General features: G+C 66.8%; 10 protein-coding genes. 6 read left to right on the forward strand and 4 right to left on the reverse strand.

Annotation, left to right across the window (positions count from 1 at the left end; all coding sequences use genetic code 11):
• Positions 1-278 precede the first annotated feature (278 nt).
• Positions 279-911 (forward strand): hypothetical protein, encoded by a 633-nt coding sequence (locus tag L6Q96_17795; protein MCK6556408.1) that lies wholly within the window; start codon positions 279-281, stop codon positions 909-911.
• A 1,536-nt stretch (positions 912-2,447) separates the two neighbouring features.
• Here L6Q96_17795 and L6Q96_17800 read toward each other — a convergent pair.
• The gene (locus L6Q96_17800; protein ID MCK6556409.1) at positions 2,448-3,683 is read right to left on the reverse strand and encodes a transporter; all 1,236 of its coding nucleotides are present in this window, start codon (positions 3,681-3,683) and stop codon (positions 2,448-2,450) included.
• A gap of 89 nt (positions 3,684-3,772) precedes the next feature.
• Between L6Q96_17800 and L6Q96_17805 the strand changes: the two genes are divergently transcribed.
• Positions 3,773-5,440, forward strand: coding sequence for a DUF4440 domain-containing protein (locus tag L6Q96_17805; protein ID MCK6556410.1), 1,668 nt, complete (start codon positions 3,773-3,775; stop codon positions 5,438-5,440).
• Positions 5,441-5,613: 173 nt separating this feature from the next.
• Here the strand turns inward: L6Q96_17805 and L6Q96_17810 are convergent, their stop codons facing one another.
• Positions 5,614-7,086 carry a hypothetical protein gene (locus L6Q96_17810; GenBank protein MCK6556411.1) on the reverse strand — a complete coding sequence of 491 codons (1,473 nt, stop codon included), beginning with the start codon at positions 7,084-7,086 and terminating at the stop codon, positions 5,614-5,616.
• Positions 7,087-7,184: 98 nt separating this feature from the next.
• Here L6Q96_17810 and L6Q96_17815 point away from each other — a divergent pair, with 98 nt between their 5' ends.
• Genes L6Q96_17815 through L6Q96_17825 form a run of 3 tightly spaced genes read left to right on the forward strand, consistent with a single transcriptional unit; the run spans position 7,185 to position 9,950 of the window.
• Positions 7,185-8,036, forward strand: coding sequence for a class I SAM-dependent methyltransferase (locus tag L6Q96_17815; protein ID MCK6556412.1), 852 nt, complete (start codon positions 7,185-7,187; stop codon positions 8,034-8,036).
• 5 nt (positions 8,037-8,041) lie between these two features.
• Positions 8,042-8,977: a glycosyltransferase family 2 protein gene (locus L6Q96_17820; GenBank protein ID MCK6556413.1), complete on the forward strand. Its 936-nt coding sequence runs from the start codon at positions 8,042-8,044 to the stop codon at positions 8,975-8,977.
• Between the two features lie 58 nt (positions 8,978-9,035).
• Positions 9,036-9,950 carry a glycosyltransferase family 2 protein gene (locus tag L6Q96_17825; GenBank protein ID MCK6556414.1) on the forward strand — a complete coding sequence of 305 codons (915 nt, stop codon included), beginning with the start codon at positions 9,036-9,038 and terminating at the stop codon, positions 9,948-9,950.
• A gap of 528 nt (positions 9,951-10,478) precedes the next feature.
• Here the strand turns inward: L6Q96_17825 and L6Q96_17830 are convergent.
• Together L6Q96_17830 and L6Q96_17835 are read right to left on the reverse strand one after the other, a co-directional pair.
• Positions 10,479-13,610: a hypothetical protein gene (locus L6Q96_17830; GenBank protein MCK6556415.1), complete on the reverse strand. Its 3,132-nt coding sequence runs from the start codon at positions 13,608-13,610 to the stop codon at positions 10,479-10,481.
• 354 nt (positions 13,611-13,964) lie between these two features.
• Complete coding sequence (locus L6Q96_17835) at positions 13,965-15,569, reverse strand: B12-binding domain-containing radical SAM protein (protein MCK6556416.1); 1,605 nt, start codon at positions 15,567-15,569, stop codon at positions 13,965-13,967.
• A gap of 126 nt (positions 15,570-15,695) precedes the next feature.
• On the opposite strand from L6Q96_17835, the gene L6Q96_17840 reads away from it, so the two are divergent.
• Positions 15,696-16,628: a glycosyltransferase family 2 protein gene (locus tag L6Q96_17840; GenBank protein MCK6556417.1), complete on the forward strand. Its 933-nt coding sequence runs from the start codon at positions 15,696-15,698 to the stop codon at positions 16,626-16,628.
• The last annotated feature ends 43 nt before the right edge of the window (positions 16,629-16,671 follow it).

Raw genomic sequence — 16,671 nt, forward strand, 5'->3', positions numbered from 1 at the left:
CGTGCCCCCACGTGGGTGTGCCGCCGGTAGGGGGCACGTAGCAACGTGCCCCCACGTGGGTGTGCCGCCGGTAGGGGGCACGTAGCAACGTGCCCCCACGTGGGTGTGCCGCCGGTAGGGGCACGTTGCAACGTGCCCCTACCCCGTGGACGCACTTCAAAGTTCCCTTGACAATGCGGTGCGCCGGGAGTAAGGGGGGCATCTCCTGCGGTTTTGGTTCCCCTGCTCACGGTCCGCCCTGCTGTATCCGGCGGCGCTAAATTGTGAAGGAGGCGTACATGAACCGGCCAGTCGTTTCGATCGTTTCCGTGGCAGTTCTGGTTGGCGGGGCACTCTACGCAGCGGCGGCGTCCGCGCAGCCGCCGCCGATAGTAGGGACGTGGAAGTGCGACGCCCTCGCCGGTAACGTCCAGATCCCGCAGCAGCTCTACAGTAGCGGGTTGTCGGGGTGGAAGTTCAAGGGTATAGGCACGGCGACAAACTGCACCCAGACCAGCGGTTCCGGTGGATATCCGGTCATCTGGGCCTCGTACAAGTTCAAGGGTTACCACCTTGGGCCGAACACGTGCACGGCGGCGGGCGGTCCCACATATTACGGGTACATGAAGGTCAGGTGGTACTATCCCTTCGTGAATTCCAGTGGCAACTACGTCATGGGGTGGGTGACCACGGTGTACAAGAACTGGGGTAACAACAGTCCACCCATGTCGTTCACGGCCTTACCGTGCCCGGGGCCGTTAACGGCCTCGCTGGATTACTCGAGTGGCTACGCGGCCGGGACGGGCGTAACCCTCAACGCCATGCAGACGAACCCCAACTGCACCGATACGGCGACCCAGTGTGCGAGTTCCTATCCGACCGGATTCGCCGGCTATACGTACGGCACACCGGGATACTTGGAGATGAATTGAGCGGGGGATCCGAGATGCGCTTTCCGCGCTTGCGCGCGGCGTGAAGAAATCGAACGGGTAGGGCGAGGCTCCCGCCGAGCCACGACGGTCCGCTGACGGCTCGGCTGGAGCCTCGCCCTCCCAAAGGCATGTCTGGTCAGGTCATGGATTGCGGGCGCCAGCCCGCTCCGCGAGAGATATCCCGACTCCGCAGTTCCGGCAGCGGAGGCCGGGCCGGGCAAGAATCGTCTTGCCGCCTCCCTCGCGTAACAATGTTACGCGATTCTTAACAGCTATGGTTGCATCGGCGCCGGCCGGCGCGTGAGCCCAGCTTCGAGGGGGGCTTCCCGGGTGGCAGCCCGAGCGCGCCGCGCGCGTTCGGGCTGCCACCCGCGCCGGCCTGCCGGTGCATCCGGATTTACGATCGATCCGCCGGACTCGGCAAGGGGGATTTCCGAGCCGTCGCCCTCGACGGCTGCCGTCGCCGAGCGCCAGGGGCTGGCGAACCCCACGGCGGTGCGTTGGCCGCAGTGAGCGATCTTTGCGCTGCCGGTCGACCCTTAACATTGTTTGGTCGTTTCTAACGCCTCTCTTACAGGCCGCGGTGCGCCGATGGTGCCGGACTGCCCGGAGTGGGCCGGTGGTTTCCGTGGCCTGGAATTGGACCGATGTCGATTTGCGCAAAGATCCTTCGCATGCAGTGCCCGCTGGTTCAGCGCCCGCCGCCGCTTGGTGGGAAGGTCAATGAATTTCAGCTTCCCAAACCCTTGCCCGATCTCGAACAGATTCGAAGGAGAAACGATGATGCACCTCGATCGTACGGTTAGCGGCTTACTGACCGGCACAGTTATGGCGATAGCTGCGGCGGGTATCCTTACCCTCCCCGGCGGCGCGGCGGCAGTGATGACCTGTAGCGGCCAGACACCGCCGGCAACCCTGACGGACGATTACCAGACGTTCGGCGGATACAACTGCTTCACGCTCTCGGCCGGACAGGACCTGAACATGAACGGAAAGAAGATAAGTTGCTACCCTGGGCACATCTGCGGTAAGGCGATCGTCGGTAACGGCGGGAACTCCGACGTGTCCAACGGGACAATCGAAGGGAACTTCTACACCGGCGGCGTCTCGAACGTGAGAACCGTCGAGAACCTGAACATCCGGTCGGGAGTTACCAACCCGCTAATAAACGTGAAACGTGCTCAGGGCAACGTCATCTCGGGCTTCTACGGGACGGCGATTCAGGCAACGTTTTCTCTCGGGACCGACTACGTGAGTGAGAACTACATCACGGGCGGCAGCGAGGGCGCGCAGTACGGTATTCGCGTCAACTCGACAGCGGCGACAGGCAGTCCCGATCTGGAGCGGAACTTCGTCCTCGCGGTCTCGGACACGGGCGTCGTTGCGGAAGGTGGACGTATGGATGTGAAGGGGAACATCGTCGGTCAGTTGCTCTACGTGTCAGAGCCTCCGATCCCGTTCGCCATCTCGGGTATTGTCGGCGCGGCGTTCGAGAATTTCGGCAGGGCGTTGCGCCCTGCCGACTCGCCGTCCGACTTACCACGGCATCGAGAAGGCGTACTCTACTCCGACCGTGGGGATGACGTCGGCGCGCACGCCGTCGTCGTTCAGCGGAATCAGCGCGTTCGCCGTGATCACCCCGGTTTCTGCAAAGAGTACGCGCACCCCGACCGAAGCGTCGAAGAGGTCCGCACGCTCGATTTGAAAGAAGAACGGATCCGGGATTTCGTCTGCCAACGAGCTGAATTGCGAGCGGCCGAGGAACACTACGGCCGCGTTTACCGGCCCGTACAGCCGCGCCGTGCCCCCGGCGGCCCACGCGAACACGCTGCGACTCGCGTCCTCCGTGTCGATGTCGACGGCAAGGTTGATCAACGGCTCGATCCGGTCTTCGAATACGTGCGACAGAATGAGCTGCGGCTGCACGCGCATCGTCCCCGCCCCCTGCAGGTCGTTGTCGTCGCCGGTGGGGAAACTCAGTCCCAGGCCGGCCGCAACGTCCACCCAGTCGAAACGGTGGAGCACGTACTTCGTCCGCAGCAACAGGTCGCCGATTCCGGCCGCACTCCCCGACTCGCTGAACGTCCGCGTCCCAGTTAGAGGGCTTCCGGCCGGCAGCGCGAACTGCGGCAACCGCGGATCCGGTACCTTTGCCGTCACGTCCAGACCCAATGACGTGACCATGACAGGCAAGGCCAGGTTGACGTCCCAGTCGGGCGTTATGCCGTACGTGATCGCCGGGGCGATGATGTGCGCGGTGACCGACAGATCGGCGCGCACGCGCACCGGCAGGTACGTGGTGAATCGTCCGTCGGCCAGCCGCGTGCCGCCGGCGACCTGAAAGTAAATGAAGCGGCCGTCGAGGAGCGGTTTGTTGACCAGGTTGTCCAGCGCCTCGCCGTTGATATCGGAGATGTTGACGTAGGAGTAGCTGACGCCGAGGTTCACCTGACCCTTGCCGATCGTCTCCGTGCGTTCGCCGAAGATCGGTCCGAGCACGCCGGTGCGGCGCTCGAAGGTCTCCAGCGCCGGATCGTAGACGTAGGTGACACTCGAGCTCGCGGACGCCACCGGGTAGGTCGACGCGACCGTGTTGGCCAGTGCCGGCCCCAGGGGCTTCAGTTGCAGGCCGGCCAGGGTCGGGTTGTCGAACAGGCCGGTAAGGTCGGCACGGGCGGCGAGCGGCAGTGCCGGCACGAAAGCCGCCGCCATCAGCGCGCGGATTACGAGGCGGCGGAACGAAGCGAATCGGACGCGGGCGGAGGGCAGCATAACGCGGACCGGGCCGGGCGGTTGTCGGCATTTACTCCGATTACCCGTTGCTTTACAACTTGATCAGGTTCGCCTGCGCGCACACCGTCATGCCTGACGAGACCCCGTTCACCCGCCGCATCTGCGCCGTGCTTCTTGCGGATGTAACGGGGTTCAGCGCCCTCATGGGCAAGGACGACGAGCGCACGGCGCGGGCGGTCCACCGGCTCCAGCAGGTCGTTCAGGATATCGTTGCCGAGGCCGGCGGCCGTGCCGAACCGTGCGCCGGCGACGCCATCTTCGCCACCTTCGATAGCGTCGTCGGCGCAGTCGCCGCGGCGCTCGGTATCCTGCGTCGCCTCGACCGCGAGCAGTTCGAAGGCCAGCACCTGAAACTGCGCATCGGCATTCACGTCGGCGACGTACTCACTCGCGACGGTGCCGCGTTCGGCGACGCCATCAACATCGCCGCCCGCTTGCAGGCGGTGGCGCGCCCCGGTTCGATCTGCGTCTCCGAGACCGTCTATCGCCAGGTTCGCAACCGCTTCGACGACCAGTTCGTCAGCATCGGCCGGCAAAATCTGAAGAACATCTCGGATCAGATACAGGCGTACCTGATCCTGCCGCGCGACGTCGCCGTCGGGCACAACGAGCCGCGGTACCGGCGTCCGCTCCTCTGGGGCGGCGCCGTGGCCGCCGTGGTGGCAACCGTCGCGGCGGGGGCGCTGCTGGCTGTGCGCGACCGGAGCGGCCCGACCATAGCGGTGCCGGCCGGCGGTGCGGGCTCGCAGGCCACGGTCAGGGGCGAAGCCGATTCGCCGGGTGTGCGCGAAGACGGCGGAGCCGATCTCGCGGCGGCGGCCGACAAGGTCGTGCTCGGGGTTATGGGCTTCAAGGGTCTCGGCGGGGGCGAGGGCGACGACTGGCGCCGCGAGGCGCTGCGCGACGGCCTCAACACGCAACTCAGCCAGCTCTCGCAAGTCAAGGTGTACTCGAAGGAGTTCATCGACTTCCTGATCTCCCGCAAAGGGCTCAGCGAGATCGAGGCGGCCAAGGATCTCGGCATCGCCAAGATGGTCTCGGGTAGCTTCGTGGTGGTCCGCGACGAACTCAAGATCGAGACGCACGTGGTGGACGTCGATACCGGCGTCCTCGAAGCGTCTTACGAAACCGCCGGGCAGGCGCACGAGTTTCTCGCGCTGCAGAATCAGCTCGCCCTCGGACTGATTGCGCGGCTCGATATCCCGATCACCGACGCGGAACGTCGCCTGCTTGCGCAGCGGCCGAGCAGCGAGGACGCGCTGCGCATGCTGCTCGAAGCCGAGGGCCAGGCCCGCCCGGCCGCGACGCCCGCCGCGCGCGGTCCGGGAATCGGCAGGCCGGTTATGCCACCTTCGGCGGCGCTGGCTGCCGTCTGGCCGTTCGCGGCGCGGTCGGCGCGGGCCGACGATGTGGGGCAGGCTGCCATCCTTGCCGCGCTGGAGAGTTATCGCGCGGCCACCGAAGCGCGCGACCTTGCCCGCCTGGCGGCGGTGTACAACGCTTTTCCGCCCGAGCAGCAGGCGGCGCAGCAGCGCTACTTCGACAACGTTCGCGATCTCAAGGTGACGATCGAAAACCCGGAGATCGCCATCGTTGGCGACGAGGCGGTCGTGAGCTACACGCGCACCGACGACTTCGTCGACGCCCGCACCGGCCGGCCGATGCACGTCTCCGTGCGCCTCACCAAGATCATGGTGCGCGACGACGGCAAGTGGCGTCTGGCGCCGGGGAAGTGATTTGGGGGTCCTGGGGTCCTGGGGTCCTGGGGGCTTGGGGTCTTGAGGTCCTGGGGTCCTGGGGGCTTGGGGTCTTGGGGTCTTGGGGTCCTGGGGTCCTGGGGTCTTGAAGTCTTGGGGTCTTGAGGGGGGATGGATGGCTGCATCGTACGCCGCCTTCCCCGGCGTCCGCTTCAGTCCTGGCCCTGATAGGCCATGGGGCCCGGGAACTGCGCGGCGATGCGGTCGGGGTCGATGACCAGGCCAGTGGTGTGGGTGACCTGGCGCAGGTTGGTGCCGCCGGCGTTCATCATGAACACCTGCGCGCCATCGGGGTTGGTGCCCAACGGGTCGCAGTTCGAATAGAGCAGCAGGGTGTCGGTGGGGGCGTCGTAACCGAAGATCAGGGTTGCGCACCCCAGACCCAGCGGTCCGAAGTTGCACCCGACTTCGGACTGTGGGGCCTCGTCGAACGAGGAGAGCTGGGTGAGGCCGGCGCCGGTGGTGTCGACGGCGAAGACCTGGCAGTTGTGCGACGGGTTGCTGCCGAGCGGATCGGCCGAGCCGACGAAGAACACGCGGGCGTCGTGTACGTCGATGACCGGGTTGGTGGTGTCGGAGCGCTCGAAGCCGGTCAGTTGCAGGTAGTTCGTGCCGTCGATGAGCAGGATCTCCTGGACGTTCCCTGCCGGCCCCTCGCGGGCAGGGGTGTCGCTAAGCAGGAGGCTCACGCCGGGCACCCCCTTCGGCGCAACGAAGGTCGGGTCGATTTCGCTGTCCGGTCCGACCTCGGTCGGCGGGAGCCGGGTCAGGTTGGTGCCGTCGACACTGACCGTGAAGAGTCCGAGCACCTGTTTGGGATTCAGATTGTCCGGATTGGCGGACGATGCGAAAGCCACCGTGCGTGGGTCGGCGAATCCCGGGCAACAGGTGGCGGGAAGATCCGGCGCCCGGCGTCCGGGCGGAAGTCGCGTCAATAGCCGCCGGCCTCCGGTGGTCAGGTCGAGGGCGGCGATCTGCACGGTGTCGATGCCGTCGGGTCCGGGGCCGCGGTCGGTGAACGCGGCGATCCGGCCGTTCGGGCTTAAGGCGAGCGACGGAATGACGAGGAGCGCATTCTCCCCTTCGAAAAAGATGGGCTCGGCGCTGGCCTCGCCGATACGGCGCAAACCGGTTCCGTCCGGCCGGACGAGAAACATCCCGCTGGCGCCGGGCGGCAGGGCGGGGGGTGTCAGGCAGAATTCGGGCGTGCAGTATGCGAGCCGATCGGTCACCTCGAACAGCACCGCAGAGCCGTCGGGAAGAACGCCGAGGCGCTGGAACACGCCCGCGAGGACGAGTTCGGGTCCGAAGCGGTCTTTCGCCAGTGCCACGCAGGCGCCGGTGGGTGCCGGGGGGCCGAGAATCGGGTACCGCACGACGGTGACCGCCGGGCCGTTGCCGCGCCGGACGACGAGGCGCTGCGTGCCGATCGGACTCAGGCCGAAACCGGTCTCTTCGCAATCGGTGATCACCCAGGCAAGGGTCCCGATGTCCGGGGCCGGCGGCGGCGCGCCGTCGTCGTCGCCACAGCCGGCGATGACCGGCAGCACGACCGCGAGAGCCGCACTCAGCGTCAGGACTCGGCGGGCGAATGGCGTAAGCCGGATCGGTGGTAGGTGCGGCATCGCAGCGGTCCGTTCGGGTCGAGGCCGCGACGATAGCGCAGTGGACCGTATCGGCTCAACGTGGTCGGGGCCAAAACACAGGAAGTTGTGGAAGTTGGGTGACGCAGCGTGTACGGTCGACAGGCGGCGCGCAGCAGGTCATGAGTTTCGTGTATTACACCGTCGACACCGGCATCGAGGCCAGCCAGATATTCTGGAGCCACGACTCGGTCGACGACCACGTCGGGCTCTGCGATTTCGAGACCACTCTGCCGGTCTTTCTCGAGGCGTTGCCGAAAGGCGCGGTGGTGATCGATGCGGGCTGCGGTCTGGCACGCTGGGTGTTCTACCTGCGGGCGCGGGGTTACCGCGTGATCGGTACCGACTGCGCCTTCGCGGCTCTGGCGCAAGCGAGGCGTCACCAGGCGACCGCGCCGCTGTTCGTCTCCGATACGTTGCAACTGCCGTTGCGCGACGAGTCCGTGGGCGGCATCATCTCTCTCGGGGTCGTCGAACACGCGATCGAGGGACCGCACCGCGCCCTGCGCGAGTTGCGCCGCGTGCTGCGGCCGGGCGGCGTGGCTCTGGTCGCAGTGCCCTACAACAACCCCTGGCGCCGCGCCCTGATCAATCAGTTGCGACGCTTCCGGGACTGGCAGAAACGCCGTGCCGGGTTCAAGCTCGACTTTGCCGAGTACCGCTTCTCCGCCCGCGAACTCGCCGGCTTCCTGCGCGATAGCGGGTTCGAGGTCGAGTCGGTGTACGCGGACGACTTCACGCCGCCCCTGGGCAAGGGCCTCTGGGTGGATTCCTCGTCGTTCTTCGGCTACCGGGCCGGGATGTTCGATCTGCAACCGGGGCGCAAGCGCTGGGAGCTGAATCGCCGCGGGCGGTTCGTGCAGCGCTGTGCCAACCTGGTCTCGCCGTGGTTGGTCGCCGGCGGGGTGCTCGCGGTCGCTCGACGCCGGTGAACCGTATGCCGTCGCAGCGCGCCGACGTTCCCAGCGTCGCGGTGATTGTCCTCAACTGGAACGGCACCGACGACACCCTCGAGTGCCTGCGCAGCCTCGTCGGGCAAGACTACCCGCGCTGCGAAGTGGTCGTGGTGGACAACGGCTCCCAGTCGTCGCCGCGGGCTCGCATCGCGGCCGAGTTTCCCTCGGTAACCTGTATCGAAACCGGGCAGAACCTCGGCTATTCCGGCGGCAACAACGTCGGTATTCGCTACGCGCTCGAGCGGGGTCACGATTACGTGTTCGTGCTGAACAACGACACGATCGTCGAACCGAACTTCCTGACGCGGGCGATCCCGGTGGCCGGCTCGGACCCGTCGATCGGTGTGGTCGGCATCAAGATCCTCGCGTGGGACCAGCCCGGACGCGTCTGGGTCGCGTACGGGGAGGTTACGTACCGGCAGAGTCTGGTGCGCCTGATCGGTTACTACGGCCTCGACGACGGACGCTACGACCACCCGTGCGACGTCGACTGGGTGCCGGGTACGGCGATGCTGTTTCCGCGGCAGGCGCTCGAGCGAGTGGGGCTCTTCGACGAGGCATTTTTTGCGTATCACGAAGATGTCGACTGGTGCGCACGGGCCCGCGAGCGGGGCTTGCGCGTGGTGTACACCCCGGTTGCCCGCATCTATCACAAAGGCCACCGCAGCTCGGGCGGCAAGGTGTACGTCACGCCGCGGCAGTATCTCGCCGGGCGCAATATGGTGCTGTTCGTCCGCAAGCACGCGCGCTGGTATCAGACGCTGCGCTTCGTCGCCTTCCTGTTGGCGACGCTGCCCTTTCAGTATCTGCGCCGGCTCGCCTCCGGTGAACAGCGCGGCGTGGTCCTGAAGGTGCGCGGCATGCTCGACGGCTGGCGCGGCCGTCCGGTACCATTCGAGCAACTGGGGTTCCGTTGAGGGTGGGCGAGACCCGCCGCCCGCCGGCGAGTTCCCCGCCGAGGACCTTTTCGTTTCGATGCGTGTCGCCGTTGTCATTCCGATGTGGAATCAGGTCGAGCTGACGCGGCGCTGCCTGCGGAGCTTGCCCCGGCTCGACCTCGCTCCCGACCGCGTTGTTGTGGTCGACAACGGCTCCCGCGCCGGGCCGGTGGGGGACCTGGGGGAGGATTATCCCGGGGTGACGGTGGTCCGTCTCGATCGCAATCGAGGATTCGCCGGCGGGTGCAACGCGGGGATTGGCGACGCCCTGGGGGCGGGGGCGGACGCCGTGTTGTTGTTGAACAACGACACGACGGTGCACCCGGGGCTGCTGACCGAGCTGGTGCACGCCCTGGCGGCCGATCCGCGGATCGCGGCCGCGGGTGCCAAGACGCTGACCGAGGAGGACCCGCCGCGCATACATGCCGCTTACGGCGTGCTCACCTTCCATGGCTCGCTGGTCCGCGTCGAAGGCTGGCTGGAGCCCGACGCCGGCAAGTTCAACGAGGCGTGCGACGTCGACACCGCCTTCGGCAGTGCGCTGCTGTTGCGGCGCGAGGCGCTGGAGGCGGTGGGGCTGCTCGACGAGGAGTTCTTTGCCTACCACGAAGATGTCGACTGGTGCGCCCGGGCGCGGCGCGCCGGCTGGCGGATTCGCTACGTTCCCACGGCGCGTGTGTATCATCGCATGCACGCCTCCACGGGCGGCGGCTATGCGAGTCCCATTACCTATCTTGTGGCCCGCAACAGCATCCTGTTCGTGCGCAAGAACGCGACCTGGGCGGAGGTTGCTACCTACTGCGTGTACACCGCCGGCAACCTGTTCAAGGAGCTGATCTTCCGCTGGCGCCGGGGCGAGATCGACGGTTACCGGCTGCGCTTGCGGGGCATGCGCGACGGCCTGCTGCGCCGCGCCGTGCCGCTCGCCGAGCTGGGATTGGCGCCTGACTGATCGCTTCCCTCCGGGCTGCCTGCCTGGCGCGGGCTGGCGCCCGTAACCTGTATTGGGATTTCCGCGGATGCGCCCACGGCGCGAAGAAATCTTCAGGCCATGGAGCGGCAGTGCCCCGCCGTTCGTCCCGAGTAGCCGCCGTCTTCTCAGGCGGCGTATCGAGGGAGGCGGGGGACCACGACGGCCGCCCCTCGATACGCGCCCTGTTTTACGATTTCCGAGTTTGCGCGCACGACGCGAAGAACTTTCCAGATGATCGAGGAGCAGGGCGCCACCGTTCGTGCCGAGTAGCGCCGTTTATTCAGGCGCGTATCGAGGCACGTCCGGTGTGACCCCTCCATACGGCCCCTGAACAAACGGGTCCTACTCGGGGCGAACGGGGAGTTGCGGGCATTGGGTTGCGGGTGGTAGCCCGCGCCAAGCCCTGCACGGCGTAAGTACGGCGACGCGTCTTGATCCGTGACATCTTCCGCTCGCACCGGGAGACCCGACCTTTGTCTGCGCCGGTTCGGCGCGCCCGTGAACGTATCACGTGCACCTCAGTGTACGCCGCGACCTGTCGAACGCACAACTCGGTGCGGGCGCGGGCCCGGGGAAGCTGGCCGTGGCGCACTGCCCCGCCGGTGGATGTAAGACAACCCGGCCGCGGACGGGTAGACCGTCCGCCGGCACCGCGTACGAGCCCGCCCGGCCCCTGACGAGGATCTTCACCAGTCCCGGAGTCCTTGCCGAGCGGTCCCGGACGACGATCTTGAAAACCCCTCCTGGGGCCGCCGGGCTGCGGTTGAGATAGGCCCACAGCGTCCTGGCTCGATTGGTTCTCCAGCCGGTGCCCGTTGCTCTGTCGTACTGCCCTCCCGGAACCGCGACGTCGACGACCGGTCCATGAGCGTTGTCGAGCAGCAGGCGAACTCCGTTGGCGTGCGGATCGAGCGGCGGACTGAAGGGGAACGACAGGCGCACACTGCCGCGGAAGACGAGCCTGTCGTCGCCGGGAGGCGTGTCGAGCCGGCTCAAGGCGATCTTCGCCTGGTTGACGCTGACCGCGCATTCGAGCGTGCAGCCCGAGTCGCAGCCGTCGCCGTTTTCAAGGTTGCCGTCGTCGCACTCCTCAGCGGAATCGATGGTGCCGTTGCCGCAACCGGCCGCTGTCGGCGTCGCGCTCTGCGTGCTTGTCGGCGTTGCGGTCGGGGTGGGCGCGCTCGTGGGCGTTCCCGTGACGGTCGGCGTTTCGGTTGCTGTGGCGGTTAGCGTCACGGTGGGAGTGAGGGTCGGAGTTGCCGTTGTGCCGGTCGGAGATGGCACGCACGCCGGACAGGACCCGGCGCATTCGTTCCTGGCGATGTCAACGCAGACAGGCAACCAGGACAACCGGCAGCAGTTCGGGTAGAGATCGCAAACGCACGCTTCGCACGGTGCGTCCCCGCAGGTTTGAAACGGTATGCAGCATCGCTCGCAGGGCTGCGGCTCTCCGGCGCAGAACACGATGGTAGAGCTCGACAAACATCTCTGGTCGGCGGGGCACTCGATCGAGGCGCCGCAGGGCGACCCGTCGCCGCTGCAGAATCCTGACATTAACGAGCAGGTCTCGCCCATGGTGCACGAGTTCCCGTCATCGCACGCGGTTCCTGGGGACAACCTCGTTCCCTGGCACCGCCCCAGGGTGCACGTCTCGCCTGTCGTGCACGGATCGCGGTCATCGCAAGGGGGCGAACCGGGCACTGCGCTGCCCGTACAGCGTCCTGCCGAACACGTGTCGGACTCGGTGCACAGGTTGAAGTCGTCGCAGGGTGCCCCTTCGGGCAAGGGATTCCCGGCGCATACCCCTGCCCGGCAGGTGTCGGCTTCGGTGCATGGGTTGGTGTCGGTACAGGCGACCGATCCGTCGGGCACCTGCGTACCGATGCAGCGCCCGGCCTGGCACGTATCGCCCAGCGTGCAGACGCGGTAGTCGTCGCACGGGTCGCTGTTGTCGATATGCACGCAGGCCCCGGCGCCGTCACAGACGTCATCGGTGCAGGTGTTCCTGTCCGAGACGCACGCACGTCCGCCCACCGCCGCCTGGCAGGTCGAGGAGCAGCAGTCGGAATCGTCGAAGTTATCGTCGTCGCACTGCTCGCCGGGCGCATCCAGGACGCCGTTCGGACAGCCGGTGCACGGTCCCAGCGCTTTCGGCGTCACGTTGGCGCCCGGCGTGACGGTCGCGCCCGTCAAGACGGGTGCGTTCTCGCACCGCAACGGCGTACCGCACGTCCCGTCCGTGCTCGGATCGGCGCAGCGGCATTCGATGAAATTGCCGCTAGGGCTATCCGTATCTGCCAGCATCGTCCCCCCCGTTGCGTCGAAGCTCCCGCGATAGATGACGAGGTTCTTTCCGCCGCCCCACTCGATATCCGTGTTTCTCGATGTGAGGGTGCCGGAAAGGCGGATCGTGCAGGCGGGTCCGACAGTGATGCTGCCGTTCCTGTAGCCGTTCGATGCGGTCGTTCGGGCGTCCAGCGTGCCGGCAATCGTGAGGCGGCGATTGGGGCCGGCGCTTACCGCGATATCTCCGCCCCACGCGCCGCCGCCGCTCGCGGTCGCGGCGACGTTGCCGGCGAGGTCCGCATCGCCGGCCGCCACCAACTCGATGCCGCCACCGCTTCCCCCGCCCGCGGCAACGGCGCTCAGCGAGTTGCTGCCGGCGGTCACGATGTCGCCAGTGTCCGCGACTGCGGAGATGTAACCGGCCGAGCCTCCGTTGCCGCCGTCGACGTTCCACGCGCTCCCGGTCGTGACCGCGCCTGCGGCCACTTCGATTGTCCCGCCCTCGGCCCCGGTGCCGCTGCCCGTGGCCGCGAGATCGGCGTCGATCGTGGCGGCGTTCTGCGCCCTCAACGAAATCTCGCCACCGCCACCCCTGTTGGGGCCATTTGCACGCAGGGGTGCCGTAACCGAGATCGCACCGCCGGCTTCGACAGAGATCGAACCGCCGGGAGCATCCGCCCCCCCGCCGCCGTTCGCGGAGGTCAGCCCACCGATGCTTATATCGCCGGCGGTCGCCTCCAGGGTAATGGAGCCGCCTTCTCCCCGGTTGTTGCCGTCGGCATGGATGGGGCTCGTGGTCGCGATCGAGGCGGCCACGATGGCGATTCCGCCCCCGTTCGTTGCCCCGCCGCCGTCGGCGGAAACGTCCTTGCCAAGCAGCATTACGCTCCCACCCGCGGTGATATAGACCCAACCCTCGGACGTGGCGGCGTCGGCCTTCACGTCGATCTTGCCCGGAGAGTTGCCGACCGACTCGGTCTTGAAGTTGCCGGTTACAACGACGTCGATCTGGCCCCCCGCCGCCTCCAGCAAGCCCTGGACGGTCAGGTTCCCCGCCAAGACGCCGTAAGACCCCCCGGGGGTGGCGGCCTTGAGAGCCGCCGAGCCGGCGACCGTTACGCTCCTTGCGCCGAGGTCGAGTTCGCACCCGTCGTCGAGGAAGTGGGTGCCAACGATCGTACAGGGATCTCCGATGCAGATGCCCGAATCGCACTCGGCCAGAGCCGTGCCGTGGGTCAGTAGGGTGCCAACGAGCCCGGCGGCCGTGAGGCTCCAACGCAGGAAGGGCGGGCATGCTCGGTAGCCGGGACGGGGCAAACCCTCCTCTGCCGTTTCACGCCGATGACGCTCCATTGCGGGCGCCTCCTCTTCGGGTTCGGAAAAGTGATTTCAGGTCAGAGACGCGATCGTCGAGCCGGTTCCCACCGACGAGGCACAGCGCCGACGCCACCGCATGTCACAGGATGAGCAAGAACGGGGCATCCGGCGCTGTGCCGATCTTGGAAGGCTACCCACCACCCTCCTCGTCTTATGATGTTCCCTGTCACGCCGCATACGATGTGACCTGATGCCTGTCAAGTTAAGATTCCACTCCGGGCTGTGGTCCGTAACGCCTTCGGCGTAAGGAAACCCTGCGCCACAGCAACGGGCGCTGTTCAGGTTAACGCGAATGGGGGCCGGTGATCCCGGGGGAATGGAACCGGGTGCTCAGCCGGCGCTGGCAGGCGAGTACTCGAAGGCCGGCGCCGCGGCGACCTCGATGGGCGTCTCGACACGGGCGCCGTCGGCCCAGAACTGATACGCCAGGTTGGGCCGCCGGGCGAGATAGTCCACGACCCGCGTCTTGGCGTAGGCGATCGTGCGCACCCGGCGCATCTGGTGAGCGAGGAAGCGGAGATTTTGCCGGTAGTACGCGGTCCGCATCAGCGGCAGGATGGTCGCTTTGGGGAAGCCGTGTACGGCCATGCCGAAGGCGACGTCCCAGTACAGCTCCTCCTCGGTCCGCGAGTGCATCAGGTGCCCGCCGTAATAGCGGTAGCCTCTCTGCGCGATGTGCTCGACGTCCGCGGGGGCAATGATCCCGTCGCGCAGGGCGCGCACGGTGAGGTCGACGCCGGGGAAATAAGCCAGAGAGAAGTAGTTGAAATAGAACGGCTTGGGCAGCCGGCAGAGCAAGTCGAGCGTCTCCAGACGCTCGTCGTCCGTTTCGTACGGGTTGTCGCCGATGAAATCGAGATTGAGGATCACCCCGAAGCGCTTGAAGAGACGGCAGGCTTCGACGATCGACTCGGTCGACGTCTCCCGATCGTAGCACTCGCGGCGCACCCTCTCGGAACCCGACTGGATACCCATGGTCGTCGCCCACAGGCCCGCGCGCCGCAGCATCGCGACCCGCTTCTCGTCCACCATGCGGGGAAACGAGTAGATGATGAACGGCAGACCGATCTCTCGCGGGTAGACCGAACAGAACTCCTCCAGCCACGGGCGTGGCGGTGCGAAGATGTCGTCGCTGAACGCGACGGTCCTGAGTTTGGGGCGGGCCGCGACCGCCTGCTTCAGTTCGTCCATGACGTGGCGAACGCTGCGCCGGCGGACGTAACTGCCCAGTCCGGCAGCATCCCTGCGCGCGATGTTGTGAATGCAGAAGCTGCAGTGAAACGGGCAGCCGCGCACGCCCATGACGTCGTAGCTGATTGCCTGCGCGTCCCACGACGCGACGTCGCGCCAGGTGTCGAAGCCGAGGTAGTACTTGTTCCGTGCCGTCAGGTCCGCCGGCGGCAGGACGTCGAGGTCGGGGATGAGCGGGCGGGGCGGGTTGCGCACGATGTCGCCCCCCGGCGTACGCAGCCAGCAGCCGTGAAGATCGCGGTAATCTTCGTTGCGGCCGATGCGGTCGGTCAGCTCGACGAGCACATGTTCGCCTTCGGAACGGCAGACGATGTCGGCGTCGGCGAGGCAGTCTTCCGGGCAGGTCTGCGCGTGTATCCCTCCCCAGATCACGACCGGGTTGACCGCCGCGCGCACGCGCCGGGTCACGCGCGCCGCGAGCTGGTAGTAAGTCGACCAGACGCTCATGCCCACGATGTCGGGCTTGAGGCGCGCGATCAGGTCGACCACCAGGTCTTCGTCGCGGGCGCTCGGCGTGTTGTAGGTGAAGTAGTTCTTGAAAAAGATGGAGTGTACGTCGTGCCCGCGGCGTGCCAGTAAGGGGTGAAAGATGCGCAGGGCGTGCGACTGGTAGTTGTAGAAGGCGACCAGCACCACGCGCAGCGGGCGCCCGGCGGCGGGCCCGTCGAGAGAAGTCGTAATCATCGGGTACCTCGTAGAGGCTTCCATCCCGGCGGCAGCGTGTCAACACGGTTCGGGCCGGTGCGACGGATCGACGCGTCGCGGTCGCTTTTACAAATCGGACCGCGACGGCTAGCATCCGGGCCTCGCATGATTCCCGACCCGCCCCCGCGCGTTGCCGTCGTCATCCTCAACTGGAATGGCCGCGACGATATCCTCAATTGCGTATCGACGCTGCCGCGGCTGACCTATCCGAACTACTCCGCCACCGTGGTCGACAACGCCTCGGCGGACGGCAGTGTCGAGGCCTTGCGCGAGCGCTTTCCGCGGCAGCGGGTGTTGGTGATGGAAAAGAACCTCGGCTTCTGCGGCGGCAATAACCGGGGCATTCGGGACGCGCTGGCGAACGGGGCCGACTACGTACTGCTCCTCAACAACGACACGGAAATGCACCCCGAGCTGATCTCCGAGTTGGTGCGCGTCGCGGTCACCGACGCGCGTATCGGTGCGGTCGGGGCGAAGAACCTGAGGCTGGAGGACCCGAGCGAGGTGTGGGGTGCCTACGGTCGGTTGACGTGGGGCAAGGAACTCGTGCAGGTCGTCGGCCAGGGGCGGCCCGACGGACGGGAGTATCGTGAGGTGCGCGACGTCGATTGGGCGATCGGTAACGGCATCATGATGAGTCGCGCGGCGTTGGAGACCGTGGGCGGGTTCGACGAGGGCTTCTTCGGCTATCACGAGGACGTCGACTGGTGCCAGCGCGCGCGCGAGCACGGCTTCCGGATAATGTTCAACGGCGACGCAATCATTTACCACCGGGGCTTCGGGGCTTCGCACCCCGGCCGGCCGATGCCGTTTCCGGTGCTGTACTTCCTCGGGCGCAACGGCATCTTTTTCGCCCGCAAGCACGGCACCCGGTGGCAGGTCCTCAAGTTCGGCACGCTCTTTCTGCTCGAGGTGGTGCGGTTGCTGATCCGCGGCGCGTGGCGCGGCGAGCGGCTGAAGGATTACCTGTGGCTGCTGCGCGGCTTCGCCGACGGCGTGGTCGGACGGCTGCCGCTGCGGGACCTCAGGTTGCAATAGACGCTGCAGGACGAGCCCGTCCAGGTGAAGAGGTGGTCGTTCC

The sequence above is a fragment of the Candidatus Binatia bacterium genome (genome assembly GCA_023150935.1).
Lineage (GTDB): Bacteria > Desulfobacterota > Binatia > HRBIN30 > HRBIN30 > JAKLJW01.

Bases quoted from the DNA above. Each gene is read 5' to 3' on its own strand.
- L6Q96_17795 (MCK6556408.1), top strand. From the start codon at position 279: ATGAACCGGCCAGTCGTTTCGATCGTTTCCGTGGCAGTTCTGGTTGGC.
- L6Q96_17800 (MCK6556409.1), bottom strand. From the start codon at position 3,683: ATGCTGCCCTCCGCCCGCGTCCGATTCGCTTCGTTCCGCCGCCTCGTA.
- L6Q96_17805 (MCK6556410.1), top strand. From the start codon at position 3,773: ATGCCTGACGAGACCCCGTTCACCCGCCGCATCTGCGCCGTGCTTCTT.
- L6Q96_17810 (MCK6556411.1), bottom strand. From the start codon at position 7,086: ATGCCGCACCTACCACCGATCCGGCTTACGCCATTCGCCCGCCGAGTC.
- L6Q96_17820 (MCK6556413.1), top strand. From the start codon at position 8,042: ATGCCGTCGCAGCGCGCCGACGTTCCCAGCGTCGCGGTGATTGTCCTC.
- L6Q96_17825 (MCK6556414.1), top strand. From the start codon at position 9,036: ATGCGTGTCGCCGTTGTCATTCCGATGTGGAATCAGGTCGAGCTGACG.
- L6Q96_17830 (MCK6556415.1), bottom strand. From the start codon at position 13,610: ATGGAGCGTCATCGGCGTGAAACGGCAGAGGAGGGTTTGCCCCGTCCC.
- L6Q96_17835 (MCK6556416.1), bottom strand. From the start codon at position 15,569: ATGATTACGACTTCTCTCGACGGGCCCGCCGCCGGGCGCCCGCTGCGC.
- L6Q96_17840 (MCK6556417.1), top strand. From the start codon at position 15,696: ATGATTCCCGACCCGCCCCCGCGCGTTGCCGTCGTCATCCTCAACTGG.